This window comes from Paraburkholderia sp. DD10 (assembly GCF_049177125.1).
In the GTDB taxonomy this organism is placed as follows: Bacteria; Pseudomonadota; Gammaproteobacteria; order Burkholderiales; family Burkholderiaceae; genus Paraburkholderia; species Paraburkholderia terricola.
Genome location: NZ_CP185392.1, coordinates 1,427,908 through 1,442,321 on the forward strand (window position 1 = coordinate 1,427,908; position 14,414 = coordinate 1,442,321).

General features: G+C 61.1%; 15 protein-coding genes. 9 read left to right on the forward strand and 6 right to left on the reverse strand.

Annotated features, from left to right (window positions below; translation table 11 throughout):
- Window positions 1-119: 119 nt before the first annotated feature.
- On the forward strand, window positions 120-410 hold the full coding sequence (locus tag ACOCG7_RS06525; protein ID WP_421377298.1) for a DUF6723 family protein: 291 nt from the start codon (window positions 120-122) through the stop codon (window positions 408-410).
- A 39-nt stretch (window positions 411-449) separates the two neighbouring features.
- Here ACOCG7_RS06525 and ACOCG7_RS06530 read toward each other — a convergent pair whose 3' ends face one another.
- Window positions 450-881: a hypothetical protein gene (locus tag ACOCG7_RS06530; protein ID WP_421377300.1), complete on the reverse strand. Its 432-nt coding sequence runs from the start codon at window positions 879-881 to the stop codon at window positions 450-452.
- Window positions 882-1,396: 515 nt separating this feature from the next.
- On the opposite strand from ACOCG7_RS06530, the gene ACOCG7_RS06535 reads away from it, so the two are divergent.
- From ACOCG7_RS06535 to ACOCG7_RS06570, 8 genes are all read left to right on the forward strand, one after another.
- On the forward strand, window positions 1,397-2,632 hold the full coding sequence (locus tag ACOCG7_RS06535; RefSeq protein ID WP_421377302.1) for an EAL and HDOD domain-containing protein: 1,236 nt from the start codon (window positions 1,397-1,399) through the stop codon (window positions 2,630-2,632).
- 182 nt (window positions 2,633-2,814) lie between these two features.
- Complete coding sequence (locus ACOCG7_RS06540) at window positions 2,815-3,252, forward strand: YqaA family protein (protein WP_421377575.1); 438 nt, start codon at window positions 2,815-2,817, stop codon at window positions 3,250-3,252.
- A 464-nt stretch (window positions 3,253-3,716) separates the two neighbouring features.
- The gene (locus ACOCG7_RS06545; RefSeq protein WP_421377304.1) at window positions 3,717-4,496 is read left to right on the forward strand and encodes a DUF4198 domain-containing protein; all 780 of its coding nucleotides are present in this window, start codon (window positions 3,717-3,719) and stop codon (window positions 4,494-4,496) included.
- A 93-nt stretch (window positions 4,497-4,589) separates the two neighbouring features.
- Entirely contained in the window at window positions 4,590-4,970 is a 381-nt protein-coding gene (locus tag ACOCG7_RS06550; protein WP_073430230.1) for a hypothetical protein, read from the forward strand.
- 81 nt (window positions 4,971-5,051) lie between these two features.
- The gene (locus ACOCG7_RS06555; protein WP_421377306.1) at window positions 5,052-5,783 is read left to right on the forward strand and encodes a HupE/UreJ family protein; all 732 of its coding nucleotides are present in this window, start codon (window positions 5,052-5,054) and stop codon (window positions 5,781-5,783) included.
- 1 nt (window position 5,784) lies between these two features.
- The gene (locus tag ACOCG7_RS06560; RefSeq protein WP_421377308.1) at window positions 5,785-6,372 is read left to right on the forward strand and encodes a transmembrane anchor protein; all 588 of its coding nucleotides are present in this window, start codon (window positions 5,785-5,787) and stop codon (window positions 6,370-6,372) included.
- A 68-nt stretch (window positions 6,373-6,440) separates the two neighbouring features.
- Window positions 6,441-7,646, forward strand: coding sequence for a DUF1624 domain-containing protein (locus tag ACOCG7_RS06565; RefSeq protein WP_421377310.1), 1,206 nt, complete (start codon window positions 6,441-6,443; stop codon window positions 7,644-7,646).
- A gap of 161 nt (window positions 7,647-7,807) precedes the next feature.
- Window positions 7,808-8,959: a porin gene (locus ACOCG7_RS06570; RefSeq protein ID WP_421377312.1), complete on the forward strand. Its 1,152-nt coding sequence runs from the start codon at window positions 7,808-7,810 to the stop codon at window positions 8,957-8,959.
- A 313-nt stretch (window positions 8,960-9,272) separates the two neighbouring features.
- On the opposite strand, the gene ACOCG7_RS06575 is transcribed toward ACOCG7_RS06570, so the two are convergent.
- The 5 genes from ACOCG7_RS06575 to ACOCG7_RS06595 form a co-directional block, all read right to left on the reverse strand.
- Window positions 9,273-9,464, reverse strand: coding sequence for a hypothetical protein (locus ACOCG7_RS06575; RefSeq protein ID WP_421377314.1), 192 nt, complete (start codon window positions 9,462-9,464; stop codon window positions 9,273-9,275).
- 30 nt (window positions 9,465-9,494) lie between these two features.
- A complete protein-coding gene (locus ACOCG7_RS06580; RefSeq protein WP_421377316.1) occupies window positions 9,495-11,192 on the reverse strand; it encodes an FAD-dependent oxidoreductase in 1,698 nt (565 codons plus the stop codon).
- A 111-nt stretch (window positions 11,193-11,303) separates the two neighbouring features.
- Entirely contained in the window at window positions 11,304-12,695 is a 1,392-nt protein-coding gene (locus ACOCG7_RS06585; RefSeq protein ID WP_421377318.1) for an MFS transporter, read from the reverse strand.
- Window positions 12,696-12,922: 227 nt separating this feature from the next.
- Complete coding sequence (locus ACOCG7_RS06590) at window positions 12,923-13,741, reverse strand: helix-turn-helix transcriptional regulator (protein WP_421377319.1); 819 nt, start codon at window positions 13,739-13,741, stop codon at window positions 12,923-12,925.
- A gap of 236 nt (window positions 13,742-13,977) precedes the next feature.
- On the reverse strand, window positions 13,978-14,160 hold the full coding sequence (locus ACOCG7_RS06595) for a Flp family type IVb pilin (protein WP_421377321.1): 183 nt from the start codon (window positions 14,158-14,160) through the stop codon (window positions 13,978-13,980).
- Window positions 14,161-14,414: the final 254 nt, after the last annotated feature.

Genomic DNA, 14,414 nt, shown 5'->3' on the forward strand with positions numbered 1-14,414 from the left:
TTCACCGCCTATTTCTCTGGAATACCCCTTGCTGTATCGCTGGCGAGACAGCAGCGTGCATGCGCCTGCCGCGTGGCTTTGCGGCTAGTCGCGTCATTCATGGCGAAACAGGGGGAGTGGTGGTAAGAAGAAAATTCAGCTTCCGCAAGAATGCCGGGGAGTCGTCGGTGGGAATCGACGTGCCCGTGCAAGCCAGCGATTACCAGATCTACGCGACCTACCGGCGCACGCCGAGTGGTGCGTTCATGGGCGACCTGAAAGTCGTGCGGATGATCGACGACCGCCTCATCTTTCCGTTCGACGGCGCGCCGCCGATCGGTCCATTCGACACCGCCAGCGAAGCGCGCGATAGCGCCAGGGCAAAAGGCGCGGAGATCGTCGCGGCGGATCTTGCGAATCCTGAAGCTTGAATCCCGAAACCTGAATCCCGCGCGCGGCGAGTTCGGGCGCTATGCGGGCCCCTGTTCGTCGTCCAGCATCACGGAGAGCGTGCCGGGTTTGCTTTGCACACCGGCCGCCAGATCGATCTCATCCGGCGTCATCGTCTGGATCGCACTTACAAGCCGAGGTAAAAACGTCGCGCCGAAATGGGCGATGCCGCGCTCGCGTGCCGCGTCGCCGCCATTGGCGAGCGCGCGCAGTTCGTTAAGCGGCAAACCCACAAACAGGTCCAGCGGATAGGGCGGGGCATCGCGGTCGCGAGCGGACCGTGGCGTTTGCGCGGTTTGCGGCGCGCGGATGCGCAAGCCGGGTTGCAGATGCGCTTCCAGTTCGAGCGTCACGTCGTGTCGTCCGCTGGATTTGAGTGCCTCGGCGGCCTCGCTGCGCAGAAACGGCGCGACGGCTTGAAGCCGGGCGATTTCCTCGTCGGTGAGCATCATCGTGGTTGCCTCCGAATTGCTTGATGATCCACAGCGCCGGCATGAGCGAGGATGCACCCATGCGGTGCGCGCCAGCGGACTCGTCCGGCGACGTTGCCCGCCTCGGCTGGCAGCGACGGCACGCCGTTCATGACGCGGCCGGCGTATCTCCTGGATCGAACACAAAGTTGCGGCGTCATTGCGTGGACGCAGCAAGGCGGATACCTGGCGGACGTGGCGATGCGGCTAGGCGCGGGCGTCTCGCGGCGAGGCCGACGCGCACGTTTGCGCAGCCCGAAAGCCGATCGCTCACCTTCCCACAATACGTAGACGCGTGGACGTGGACGATACTTCGGCATAATCACTCCTACGACGAATTAAGGCAGACTGTGCGCCTGGCCGGCGCGCCGTCTCGCGCGCGGCAGCAGCGTCGACACATCCACTAAGGATTCAACGGGGAGCCAATCGTGACAACAGTGCCACTAGATGCCGTAACACCTGGCGATACGGCTGTGTTCGTGGCGCGACAGCCGGTCATGGATCGCTCCGGGCGCGTGGTCGCCTACGAGCTTCTGTTCAGGGACGGACCCACCGCGTCCGTGCGGATCGAGGACGAACTGCGCAGCACGACCGCGGTGGTCGAGCACGCGGTGGGCGCGATCGGTCTCGAACGGCTGGTCGGCAACAAGGCCGCCTTTCTGAACTGTCCGCACGACTTTCTGTTCTCCGACTACCCCGATGTGCTGCCGGCGTCGCGTTTCGTTCTGGAAATCCTCGAGTCGGTCGAACTGACGCCGGCGCTCTCGCGACGCTGCAACGAGTTGCGAGGCGCGGGCTTCCAACTCGCTCTCGACGACGTCACGAGCATGACCGACGATATCCGGCGCTTTCTGCCCTCCGTCGACATCGTCAAGATCGACTGGCCGTTCGTGCAGCGCGACGCGTTGCCGGAACTGATCGGCCAGTTCAAACGTGCGGGCAAGGTCGTGCTGGCGGAGAAGGTGGAGCGCGCGGAGGACGCGGAGCTGGCCCTTCAACTCGGTTGTGATCTGCTGCAAGGCTATTATTTTGCGAAGCCGCAGCTAGTCAGCGGCAAGCGCTCGATGCCGCCGGTGAAGGCCATCCTTCATGTGTTCGAACTGGTCGGCAACGATGCGCCTCTGGGGAGTATCGCGCGCGCCCTGAAGGGCGCTCCGATGCTCATCACGCAGCTATTGCGGCTTGCCAACAGCAGCAAACAGCCGAACGGCAAGAGCGAGCGTATTTCATCGTTGAAGCAGGCATTGTCGATAGCCGGCAGCCGCAGGCTCATGCACTGGTGCGGATTGCTGCTCTATGCCAACGCGGCCGGGCTTCCGGTCGAGGAAGACCCGCTTGCGCTGCTCGCCCAGCGGCGCGCGCGTTTCATGGAAAAGGCGATCGACACGCTGGTGGAGGTTCCGGGTTCGCTGGCGGCCACCGCCTATCTCACCGGCGTGCTGTCGTTACTGCACGTTGCGTGTCGGATGGAATTGCCGGTTTTCGTGAATGAGTTGCCGGTTTCCGATGTCATCCGCAATGCGCTTCTGAACGGAGGCGGCGTGCTGGGCGAGTTGCTGTCGATTGCCGTGCTGCTCGAAGAGGGCGATGCTCAGGCGGCAATCGCCAGGCTCGAACGGCTTGGCGGCTCGGGTGATTCCACGCAATCGCCGGAGCGGATCAAGTCGTTCAGATCTTTGACCGGAAACGACATACGGGACATTCTTGAAATCTATCAGGGCAGATTGTGGTGAGGTGACGTGAGAACGCGATGACTGATTTTCTTCCCTTGTACGACAAGGCGCGTCCAGCGCGTGGCTGTTTAATCGTGGCGCGATCCTTCCTGCGGCGCCGGATGGCTTCGAGCCTGGGTACTCGAGGATGGTAGTGCCCGGCGCGCTCGCCGCGCCCGGTTAAGCCGATGCTCGGCACCGGCATGTGGGCGATATCCGCATACAGTGGCCTCTTTCTGGCTGCCTTCGGCGCGGCAACGTTATTGCCTCTGCAATCGGAGGCGGTGCTGGTTGCGCTGCTCCTGAGCGAGAAGTATCCGGTCTGGGCGCTGCTGCTGGTGGCCACCACTGGAAACGTACTCGGCTCGGTGGTCAACTGGCTGCTCGGTCGATACATCGAGCGGTGGCGTCACAAACGTTGGTTCCCTCTCTCCGACGACAAACTCAGGCGCGCGCAGCGTGCCTACCAGCGCTTTGGGCATTGGTCGTTGCTACTCAGTTGGGCACCGGTCATTGGCGATCCTCTGACGGTGCTTGCCGGCGTGATGCGTGAGCCGTTCCTACGTTTCCTTCTGCTGGTGCTGATCGCGAAAGCGGGCCGGTATATGCTGCTCGCCTCCGTGACGATCCAGTTCATCTAGCCCGCGAGCGGACGTACTTCCCGTTACTCTCGCATCACGTATTAGCTCCCGCTAGGACGATCCTTTCGTTTTCTCCGTCCGCTGTGCGGCAACGCCGGCAACCGCGACGCAGCACCCGCCAAGGTCTTTTTCATCTTCCACGCGCGCTCCATGCACAGGTGCCGAGCACTGCTGTTCCACATCAGGGAAAGACACGCGCAAAACGTGTGCAACAGCATATTGCGCTAATCAGGCGGCCCAAAACAACATATCCACGCATCGACGCGGGGTGTTTCGAAATCATCCGAAAAATGCAGGTGCTGTAATTCATCCGTCGCTTTCATGGAAGTGCATTGAAAGGAACGACGCACCTCATCAAACGGATAGCGCCATCGGTTGCATGGCGTGGATTGCAGACTGGCGTAACGAAGGTCGCCCGGATGGTTCGAGCGTCCTTCACGCCATCCAACAACGAAGAATCTTTAATGAAGCTGGCCGTCTCTACTCTTGCTTTCGTTACTGCATCGATGCTGTGTACCGCGAGTGCAAGCGCCCATCAGATCTGGTTCGAGCAGTCGCCTGACAGGACAATGACGTTCTACTACGGCGAGTTCGACAGGAACATGCTGGAAGTCACGCCCGGAGGCATGGACCGCTTCAAGGCGCTCGCCGGCCAGTCGCTCTCGGACTCCGGCGCGAAGCCGCTGGATATGAAACTGCAACGCGCGAGCTTTTCGGTCGCGCAGAAGCCGGGTAAAGGAGACTCCTTCGTCGCGGTGGACACCAGGTATCCGATCTTCAAGGTTCACGACGACGGCGCGGCGGTCGATAGCTACTGGACCCCGGCTACACGCTGGGTGGGCGATTTCAGCGCGCGCCAGCCGGAACTCGAACTCGATATCGTGCCGACGGGCGTGGTCAAGGGCAATGTCGCCCAGTTCCAGGTCTTCTATCAGAAGGAGCCGCTGACGAACAAGCCAGTCACGCTGTCGTCGTGGGGTGGCTGGGACTATCTCGGCACCACGGACGGGGAAGGCAAGGTGTCTTTCGCGTTGCCGTGGAAAGGCATGTATGTACTCGGCATCGAGTACCGCGACCGTACACCTGGCGAGCGAGTCAACACCGAGGGTGTCACCGAAAAATACGCGGTCCGCGGCTTCAGTTCGTCGTTGTCTTTCTATCAGCCGACCGGCGCCGAGCCGATGAAGCGCGCTCCGTCGACGCTTCCCGCGTCGGAGATCGCACGACTGAACGCGAAGAAATAGCGTTCGGCGCGCAGCCTCCGCATCGCTCGCGGCGCTTTCAGCCGCGCAAACACCGCAACGTCCAATCCAACCGATATCCGACAAGGAGCATCGATGAACTACCTCGCCCGCATCCTGGCCGTCACCACCGCTGCGTTCACGATCAATCAGGCCGTCGCGCACGGCGTTCCTTTGCCGCAGCACGGGGGAATCATGGACGACGCTGGCCTCGTCGCCGTCGAAATGGTCGCGAAAAACCGCACCGTCGAACTGTTCGTCACCGACGATGACGCCCCGGTCGACGCCCGCAACATCAAGGGCGTGCTGACCGTGACATCCGCCAGCGGCGCGAAGAAGGAAACACCGATCGCCGCTGTCTCCGGCAATCAGCTTCGCTCGCAGGATGTCGAGGTGCCGCCTGGGTCGCGCGTCACCGCGCTGCTGACGATGGCCGACGGTACGACCAAGGTAAGCGCGCGGTTCAAGGTGCAGTGAAGCCGGACGCGTTCCGCGGGCGATCGATCGGCGGTCGGCGATGCTCGTCTTTCTTCAACTCCGTTAACAAAGGAACAGCGGATGAATCGCATCTGCAAGCTCTGCCGCGCGTGGTTGGCGCGGCTCGCATACGGCAGCCCGCTCGTGTTGCTGCTGCTTGCCGGCACGACGGCGCTCGCCAACGCACACGGCGTCTCGGACGACGACAAGTCGTTCATCGAGGGAAGTACCGGTATCGATCTGATTCCGTATATCTACCTGGGCGCGAAACATATGGTCACGGGCTACGACCATCTGCTGTTTCTGTTCGGCGTGATTTTCTTTCTGTACCGGCTCAAGGACGTCGGACGCTATGTGACGCTGTTCGCTGTCGGACACAGTACGACCCTACTGTTCGGCGTCATCGCCAACGTGAATGCGAACCCGTATCTGATCGACGCGGTGATCGGGTTGTCGGTGGTCTACAAGGCGCTCGATAACCTCGGCGCATTCAGAAAGATGCTGGGTTTCGAGCCGAATCCGCGTCTCGCCGTGCTGATCTTCGGCTTCTTTCACGGCTTCGGGCTCGCGACGAAACTCCAGGAAATGACCATATCGCGCGACGGCATGGTGCCGAACATCATCGCGTTCAACGTCGGTGTCGAGATCGGTCAGTTGATCGCTCTCAGCATGATCCTGATCGCGATGACGTACTGGCGCCGTTCGCCGGGATTTCAGCGCCACGCGTTGCTCGCCAATGCGGTGCTGATGAGCGCGGGCTTCGTACTCGTCGGCTTTCGGCTCTCCGGCTATTTCTTTCCCACGGTGGCATGACATGAGCACATACGAAGTATCGAATCAGAGCCTGATGAAGGCGACATTCGGCGCCGGGGTCGCGGCGCTCGTGATCCTCGGGCTGTTTGTCCTGCCTGCTGAACGCGGTATCGACATTACCGGGATTGGCGGTGCGCTCGGCTTGACGAAGATGGGCGCGAAAAACCCGCCGGCCGATTCGATGCCGGCACTTGCACCGGCGCAAACAGCAGGCGATCTGCCGGTGCCGAACCGCCAGTCGATTTCGCAGGCGACGGCGTATCGCAGCGACGAAATGGAACTGATCCTGCCGCCAAACGCGGGCGCCGAGATCAAGGCGCAGATGAAGAAAGGCGATCACTACATCTTCCAGTGGGCCGCGATGGGCGGGCCGGTCAACGTCGAGATGCACGGTGAACGGCCGCATGCCGGCAAGGCCTTTACCAGCTACTGGAAAGATGTCGATCAAACTTCGGCGCAAGGCTCGTTCACCGCGCCGTTCGACGGCACGCATAGCTGGTACTGGCGCAATCGCGGAGACCGGACCGTAACGATCAAGGTGAAGACCAGCGGTTTCTACGAAAAGCTCTTTCGCCCCGACGGGCATTGAACGGGTGCCGGGCTGCAAGCGCCCGCCACTTTCCTGAACGCTATGCTCTCTCTGACAAGGGTGATCAAATGACTATCTCTTCGGGTTTATCCAGCCCCGCGGCTACCGCCGCGCGGTCCGTCGCGACGCCGGCAGTGCAGTCACGCACGCGGATGATCGCCATCGACGCACTGCGCGGTTTCGTGATGTTGTGCATGCTCGTCGATCACGTGCGGGAGACATTTTTTCTGCATCGTCAGGTAACTGATCCGATGAATGCATTCACGCTAGCGCCGGAGTTGTTTTTCACGCGGATGGTGAGCGAGATCTGCGCGCCGGTGTTTATCTTTCTGACTGGCCTGTCGGCGTACCTGTATGGGCAGTCGCATACGCCGAAGGAAACCTCCACGTTCCTGTTCAAGCGCGGCATATTCCTCGTGTTTCTCGAACTGACCTTCGTGTGCTTCGCGTGGACCGCGGAATTTCCGCCCAAGACGCTGTGGCTGCAGGTGATCTGGTGTATCGGTCTGTGCATGATCGCGCTGTCGGTTTTGCTGCACCTGCCGCGCAAGTGGCAGATTGCGCTCGGTGTGGTGATCGTCGCGGGGCACAACCTGCTCGACGGAATCACGCTCGGGCCCGATTCGCCGCTGTTCGTGCCGTGGTCGATCCTGCATCAGCGCGTGTTCATCGACCTGGGCGGCATCACGCGGGCACGCACCACGTATCCGATTTTGCCGTGGATCGGCGTAATCCTTCTCGGCTATGCGATCGGACCGTGGTTCGCCAAACAGGTCGACCCGGCCGAACGCATGTCGCGGCTGCTGAAGGTGGGCGCTGGCGTGCTGGTGGCTTTCGTCGTGATCCGCTATCTGAACTTCTACGGCGAAAAGCCGTGGGTGCATGCGGGCGACGGGCTGCGCACGTTCATGAGCTTCATGAGCGCGACGAAGTACCCGCCGTCGTTGATGTTTCTGCTCCCCACGCTGGGACTCGGCCTGATCTTGCTGGCCTGCTTCGAGAAGCTTCAGGACCAGCGTATTGCAAGCATGCTGGCTGTACTCGGTGGCGCACCGATGTTTTTCTATCTGCTTCACCTGTACGTATTGAAGGCGCTCTACCTGATTGCGGTGCATGTGTGGGGGGCGAACCAGGGGCAGTACTACGGCTTCGACAACCTCGCGGGGATCTGGCTATGGTGGGCGATCCTCGCGGTCGCGCTGTATCCGCCAGTGCGCTGGTTTGCGAAACTCAAGCAGCGTCGCAAGGACATCTGGTGGCTGAAATACCTTTGAGCGTCCGTCGGGAATGAAGCGCCGGCTGCGTGTTCAACGCGGCTAGCGTTGCCCCAAACCTCACAGACATCTTCCGCTCGACTCGCCACATCGCGTGGCAGGCCGGTCTGCGCGTCTCGTGCGCAGACCGCATCATCACTTTTCTTCACTGGACGTTCATGATGAACAGAACGCGCGCTGCAAGCACCGCTATCAACGGGGCGTTGATCGTCGCGACCCTCGGGTTTGCCATTCCGGCATCGGCACAAAGTTCGGTGACGTTGTATGGCATCGTCGATAACGGCTTCGTCTATACGCACAACAGCGGCGGCAAGTCGACACAGGTCGGTCTCATCAGCGGCAGTCTGTCGGGGTCCCGCTGGGGGCTCAAGGGCGTCGAGCCGCTCGGCGGCGGACTGTCCGCGATTTTCCAGCTTGAGAACGGGGTCAACCTCAATACCGGCAAGATGAACCAGGGCGGCCGGCTGTTCGGTCGCCAGAGTTATGTCGGCCTGAGGAGCGCGACGGCCGGCACGCTCACGATGGGCCGCATCTACGATCCGCTGACGGACCTCGTTCAGCCGGCGCAGGGCGACAACTATCTCGGACAGACCTTCACGTCGCCGGGCGACGTCGACAACGCCGACAGTAGCGCGCGCTTTAACAACGCGTTGAAGTGGGCAAGCCCCAGGTGGTTCGGTTTGAGCGGCGAAATGATGTACGGATTCGGCGGTGTCGCGGGCAGCGTCGTGTCCGGCCAGACATACAGCGCGGCGCTCAATTACGGGCAGGGCGGCTTTACGCTTGCGGGCGGCTATCTGCACATGGATCGGGGCAATGCGACGTTGTCGACGCGCGGGACCGCGTCATCGGATACGCTGTTCAACAGTTCGGTCAACGCGGCGTACGCCTCCGCGAAGGCAATCGACGTGTGGCGTGTCGCGACGCAATACGCGTTCTCTGCGTTCACGGTGGGCGCGTATTACAGCGACTCGCGTTATTTGGCTGACGGGGCGTCGAAGTTCTCGCGCACCGAGATTTACCGGAATACTTCGGCGTTTGCCGTGTGGAAGGTGACCCCCTCGTGGCTGGCAGAGGCGGCGTATAACTTCCTGAAGTCATCTGGCGATTCGGCGGCGCGCTATCACCAGGTGAGCGTCGGTGCCGATTATCTGCTCAGCAAACGGACCGATATCTATACGATCGTCAGCTACACGCACGCGTCGGGACAAAACGGCGCAGGGGACGCTCAGGCGGTGATCGGCGCAACCGACATCGATGCCGGCAAGGCGTCGCAAACGCGTGTCAACGTGGGCCTCAGACACCGATTCTGACGAGTGGTTGCCGGGGAGGCGTTACCTGGACTCGACACGGCACAAGCCGCCGCTGACTCACACAAGGCATGAGCTGTTCGAATCGATGCGGCGCTGGGCTGTTGCGAGGACGCGCCGGTCTACGCGACGGGAAGCTCGGGACGTCACGACAACCCGTGCACCTCGTGTTTCGGCGAGCCTGGATAGCAGCAGCCGCGTAAGTGCGAAGCAGGCCAACATGATCGGCGCCGTCCACGATTCGATTGTTGAGTGTCGTCGTTGTTTCGATCGCCAAAAAGCACGGCAATGCGGATCTCGCTTGCATCCGGCGCCCTCACTCCGGCGCCTGCTCGGGCATCCCTTCGCTTGCATCGCCGATCAGGCTCAGTACGGCGGCCGGGTCGTCGATCTTGTCGATTGCGAGCATCGCGAAACGCGCGAGGAACAGGGAGGTGTTCGGCTCGCCCAGTTGCGTGAGGGTTTTGCACAGCCTGGTATAAACAATGTCGAGGTCGCTGTCGGTCATGGCGTTCTCCTTTATCGGATTAATCGTTGATCACTTTTGAAGCGCATGGTGGACGGCGGCTGCAATATCCGCAGCCGCTGCCGCATGCCAGCGTCCCAGTACATGACCATCCGGGCGAATCAGATAAACGGTGCCGCGTCTCGCGCCGTACATGGCGAACAGTCGACCCGTATGATCCCAGTAGTGATCGCCTTTCGTCTCCGGGTGCAGATGCGAAGTCAGAGGTATCAGCTTGAAAGGCAGCTTCTCATCTCGAAGTGTTGCTTCGAGTTCGGTGAATTCCGCAGGTACCCGACCGTCTTCGCTGAAATGCAAAGCTGTAAAGCAGGGGGCGATCAGGTCTGTCAAATGAGCTTCCCTCGCGTTGCCGCCGTCGACGATCGTCAGCGGACACTCTCCAGGCACAGCCCCCGGCACCGGACCTGCCGCAAATGCGCCCGGCTCGGCTTCCGGCGTATTGAGCGGCGACGCGGTATAAGTGATGGCCGAAGTCTGCCGCGGGTTGATCAAGGAGCGCACGCGTTCATGCTTGATCGCGAGACTCAACACGGCTTTGCGCATCAACTCGAAGGCAAATGACGGCGGCGCCATGAACTCGGTACTCCTGGTGCCGTAACTGAGATTTTCGTGGGCGGCAAAGACGCGCTCGTCCGAATAGCTGTCGAGCAATGCTTCGGACGCAAGGCCACGAACCACGAAGGCGAGTTTCCACGCCAGATTATCCGCGTCGTCGATGCCTGAGTTTGCGCCGCGCACGCCGAAGATCGGCACCAGATGCGCTGCATCGCCGCCAAACAGCACACGGCCATGACGATAGCTCTCCAGGGTCAAGGCATTGGCCTTGTAAATCGTGATCCAGATGGGTGACCACGCGCCGCGCTCGCCCATCATGTCCAACAAGCTCTGCACCCGCGGCATGACGTTTTCCGGCTTCACTGCCCGTTCGGCGTCTTCGCCGTCACGCAGTTGATAGTCGATACGCCAGACATTGTCAGGCTGCTTGTGGACCAACACGGTGGAACCCGGGTTGGACGACGGGTCGAAGTAGGCAAGACGCTCGGTCGGCCGGTCGCTCTCGAGCTCGATATCGACAATCACATAACGGCCCTCGTAGCTCGTTCCCTTGAGCTGCAGACCTAACGCCTCGCGAATCGTGCTGCGCCCGCCATCGCAGGCGACGACCCAGTCGGTATTGAGCGAATAGTCGCCTTCGGCCGTTGCAAGCTTGAGCGTGGCGCCGTCCGCGCGCGCATCGATGGCGGTCACCCTTGTCTGCCAGCGTATATCGATCAGATCCGACTTCCGTTGCGCGGCGTCCAGAAGAAACTGCTCGATGTGATATTGCGCAAGGTTCACCATCGGCGGCAGTTTCTGGTTGTCGTCTTGCGGCATGTTGAAGTGCAGTACTTCGGCGTCGCGGTAGAAGCTGCGCCCACCCGTCCACGGCAGCCCGGTCTTCAGAAACGCGTCTACAGCGCCTAGGCGCTCGATGATTTCGAGGCTCCGACGCGAGATGCAGATGGCCCGGCTCCCATGGCAAACGGAGTCGTCGGCTTCGATCAATACGGAAGGAACGCCATGGTTGGCCAGGCCGAGGGCCACCGTCAGACCAACTGGACCCCCGCCAACGATCGTCACGGCATGTCGCTTTGTCTCGATGCCGTTGTCCAGTTTTGGCACCGTGGCGGCATATTTTTTTGCACTAAAGGGATAAGTTTTGAATTCCATCGCTTGCTCCTTAACGAATTTCTGGAATCAGTGGGCTGGAGACCATGCATGGGTCGCCCTTCGTGGCTGGCATCCCACCGTCGCCTGATCGCGCAATCAGGGCGACAAGCACTAGCTAGCGTTGCTTGATAATCTTGCGCGGCGCGGGCGCTCGGACTGAATCGGCAACACCGCGACGACAATGGCGCCAATCACGAGCAATGCCGCTGCATAGAGCAATCCGGCCGAGAAACCATGCGTCAGGTCTTTCAGCCAGCCCACCACCAGCGGATTCAAGGCCGAGCCGATGTTGCCGGTCGCGTTGATTACGGCAATGCCAACGGCACGGGCCCGGAAGCTCAGCGAGTGATCAGGGGTCGTCCAGAAGATCGACATGGCAGTGTACGATCCTGCCGACGCCAGACAGATGCCCATCATTTGCACAGCGGGATGTGTCGAGTAAGCCGTGCAGAGCCAGCCAGCGGCGGCGAAGAGCATCGGCAGCATCAGATGCCATCTGCGTTCCTGCTTGCGATCGGAGCGCCTTCCCCACCAGATCATTGCGGCGATCGTGCAGATTTGCGGGATCGCAGCCAGGAGACCAACGGTGCGATTGCTCGCGTCGGCGCTGAAGCTCTTCACGATCAGCGGCGTCCAGACCGCAACCATGGCGAGCGTGTTGACGAGACAGAAATAAGCGAGCGCGAACTTAAGGACGGTGGGGGAGACGAGTTCGCTGACAAGGCTTCTTTCTTCAGTTGCCGACGTGCGCGGCACGGGATCGGCTTTGTGCTCGGCCGCGAGCGTCTGCGAGAGCGTACGCTTCTCATCCGCGCTGAGCCAGGTTGCCTTTGCGGGAACGTCGCGCAGATAAGCGAATACGACCAGGCCCAGCATCGCCGAAGGCAAGCCTTCCAGAAAAAACAGCCATTGCCACCCTTTGAGCCCGAGGGTCCCATCCAATGCCAGGATATAACCCGAAAGCGCGGAGCCGACCGCGGCCGTCACCGGCATGGCGATCATGAACATGGCATTCGCTCTCGCGCGATATGCACCTGGAAACCAGTAGGTCATGTAAAGCAGGATGCCCGGCAAAAAACCGGCCTCCGTCACACCGACCAAAATGCGCAACAGGTAGAGCGTGCCCGGACTCGAAGCAAACAGGGTCGCCGTGGATGCCAGGCCCCAGGCGATCATGATGGTCCCGATCCATTTCCGCGCACCGATGCGCGGCAGAACGATGTTGCTCGGAATGCCAAACGCGATGTACGCGATATAGAACAACGTCGTGGCTAAGCCGAACTGGACGCCGGAAAGGCCGAGGTCCTTCATCATGGTAAGTCCGGCAAATCCGATATTGATCCGGTCCAGGAACGAGAAGAAGAACAGGGTGAAGAGAAACCAGAGCAGGTGTCGAGATACCTTGGCGATGACATGCTGCTCTTGCAGTGAGGCATCCGGTCCAGCACCGTTCGCCGGCCCGCCGGGAAGTGGGCCGCGGTCGGCCAACGGGGTCGTTTCCATGTAGGTCGTCTCCAGAATCAGGTCTATGTCGAGCGCCGAGGCACTCGGTGCAATCGCATCAGGCTAGTCAGGGCGACGAGGTAGGGCGATGAATGGAGTATGGAGCGCCGCCAGCGCGCGCTGTCCCCAAAATGGGTACGACTTGAAGGCCGAGATGGGCTAGGGGAAACCCTTGCGCAACATGACCGCACGAGCGGCCGACGTCGGATTGATGGGGCAGGGCGGGATCAGTTGCTACTGGGAGCCAGGCACAAGGCGAACAACTGACGCTGGCTCGAAATGCCGAGGCGGCGGTAAGCGCGTTTCTGATAGGTCACGACGCTGGAGGCCTTGACGCCCATCAGTTCGCCGATTTCCTGCGCGGTGCGACCCTCCAGAACACCACAGAGAACATCGAGTTCCCGTTTCGATAAGTCCGGGCAGATTCCACGGACGCGCGCCAGCATCAGTTGCGGAATGCCAGCCTGAATCTGGCCGCACAGTGCGTAATGATGCTTGGCGGATTGAGCGATGAGCGGGGCAAAGGCTTCGATCAGCGCGATTTCGCTCGGATGAAAATTTCCGCGCCTGCGGTCGCGGTAGAGATTGACTGCGAGCCAGATGTCGCGCGACGGCTGCAGTAAAACGGAGAGTCGGCCCGACACGTCAGGCTGGTGATAACACGCGGCCCGATAGCCCTCATGCGAGATGTCTTCGATGCCTTGCTGGTGGAGCAGGACAGCCGGGTCGAGTTTCCCGGGACGGGCCGCCGAGACAATCGTCTGGTTCCCGTCCAGCGTGTAGAAGGTCCTGGCATAGGCATCCGCCACATTGCGCAGGTATCGGCCGCCGCGATGGTCCGCCACGGAGACCGTTCGAGGGCGATTGTCGAACTCGTACGCAAACACGGTGCACTGCGAGATGCCCGCGGCGTCGCCTAACAACTTCAGGACTTCCGCGGCAAATGCATTGGCATCATCGGACCCAATGGCCGATACCAGGCTCGTCGCCCGGGAAAGATCCAGGTGTCCTGAGAGGTTGGGACGATCGAGCCGCCATGAGCGCATGATTGGCTTCGGAGAGTGTCGAATAAGGCAATTTTAAGCGACACCCGCCCGGACGATCGTTCGCTTTCGTTCCTATCGAATGTTGCGGGGAAACGAGTGGGCAACGCGGTCCAACGCCAGGCATCATCCTCGATGGCCGCGACCGTCATGCCGGGATCGGGGACGAGGCTGTGCCAGCCCCGGGGAACGGCTGGGAAGGCATTGAACGGGTGCGTCCGATCTGCCGTTCGCGTGGATTACGCCTTGCCCTGGGCGGTCGAGGCTTGCGTGAAAAGGTTGGCGAACATCGCACTGGCGTTGTCATTGAAGGCGACCGCCATGGCGCCCAGCGCCAGCACCACGATGCCGGCCAGAACGGCGTATTCCATGGCGCTCACGCCACGTTCGTCACGAACGAATGCTTTCACGAGGGTTTGCATTTTCCTGGTTCCCGTAACAAAGGGCGAAATTCCCGGGCAATGGATGCCCCGACCTGGATATTCGCCCGAGTGGAAAGACTGGAATGTCGGATGGCGAAATCTGGACCCCGCGACACCCGCTGGCCGCTTGTGGCAACAGGCGCGACACCTGTTGCACCAACGCTCGTTCGCAACTACGCAGTCGAACCCATGCTGGCACCTCATATAGTATGACAATTTGGGATAGGCCAGTGAGAAAGTACACCAAGCTTTCT

Bases quoted from the DNA above. Each gene is read 5' to 3' on its own strand.
- ACOCG7_RS06580 (WP_421377316.1), bottom strand. From the start codon at position 11,192: ATGGAATTCAAAACTTATCCCTTTAGTGCAAAAAAATATGCCGCCACG.
- ACOCG7_RS06575 (WP_421377314.1), bottom strand. From the start codon at position 9,464: ATGACCGACAGCGACCTCGACATTGTTTATACCAGGCTGTGCAAAACC.
- ACOCG7_RS06585 (WP_421377318.1), bottom strand. From the start codon at position 12,695: ATGGAAACGACCCCGTTGGCCGACCGCGGCCCACTTCCCGGCGGGCCG.
- ACOCG7_RS06565 (WP_421377310.1), top strand. From the start codon at position 6,441: ATGACTATCTCTTCGGGTTTATCCAGCCCCGCGGCTACCGCCGCGCGG.
- ACOCG7_RS06530 (WP_421377300.1), bottom strand. From the start codon at position 881: ATGATGCTCACCGACGAGGAAATCGCCCGGCTTCAAGCCGTCGCGCCG.
- ACOCG7_RS06545 (WP_421377304.1), top strand. From the start codon at position 3,717: ATGAAGCTGGCCGTCTCTACTCTTGCTTTCGTTACTGCATCGATGCTG.
- ACOCG7_RS06540 (WP_421377575.1), top strand. From the start codon at position 2,815: ATGTGGGCGATATCCGCATACAGTGGCCTCTTTCTGGCTGCCTTCGGC.
- ACOCG7_RS06535 (WP_421377302.1), top strand. From the start codon at position 1,397: ATGGATCGCTCCGGGCGCGTGGTCGCCTACGAGCTTCTGTTCAGGGAC.
- ACOCG7_RS06560 (WP_421377308.1), top strand. From the start codon at position 5,785: ATGAGCACATACGAAGTATCGAATCAGAGCCTGATGAAGGCGACATTC.
- ACOCG7_RS06595 (WP_421377321.1), bottom strand. From the start codon at position 14,160: ATGCAAACCCTCGTGAAAGCATTCGTTCGTGACGAACGTGGCGTGAGC.
- ACOCG7_RS06590 (WP_421377319.1), bottom strand. From the start codon at position 13,741: ATGCGCTCATGGCGGCTCGATCGTCCCAACCTCTCAGGACACCTGGAT.
- ACOCG7_RS06570 (WP_421377312.1), top strand. From the start codon at position 7,808: ATGAACAGAACGCGCGCTGCAAGCACCGCTATCAACGGGGCGTTGATC.
- ACOCG7_RS06555 (WP_421377306.1), top strand. From the start codon at position 5,052: ATGAATCGCATCTGCAAGCTCTGCCGCGCGTGGTTGGCGCGGCTCGCA.
- ACOCG7_RS06550 (WP_073430230.1), top strand. From the start codon at position 4,590: ATGAACTACCTCGCCCGCATCCTGGCCGTCACCACCGCTGCGTTCACG.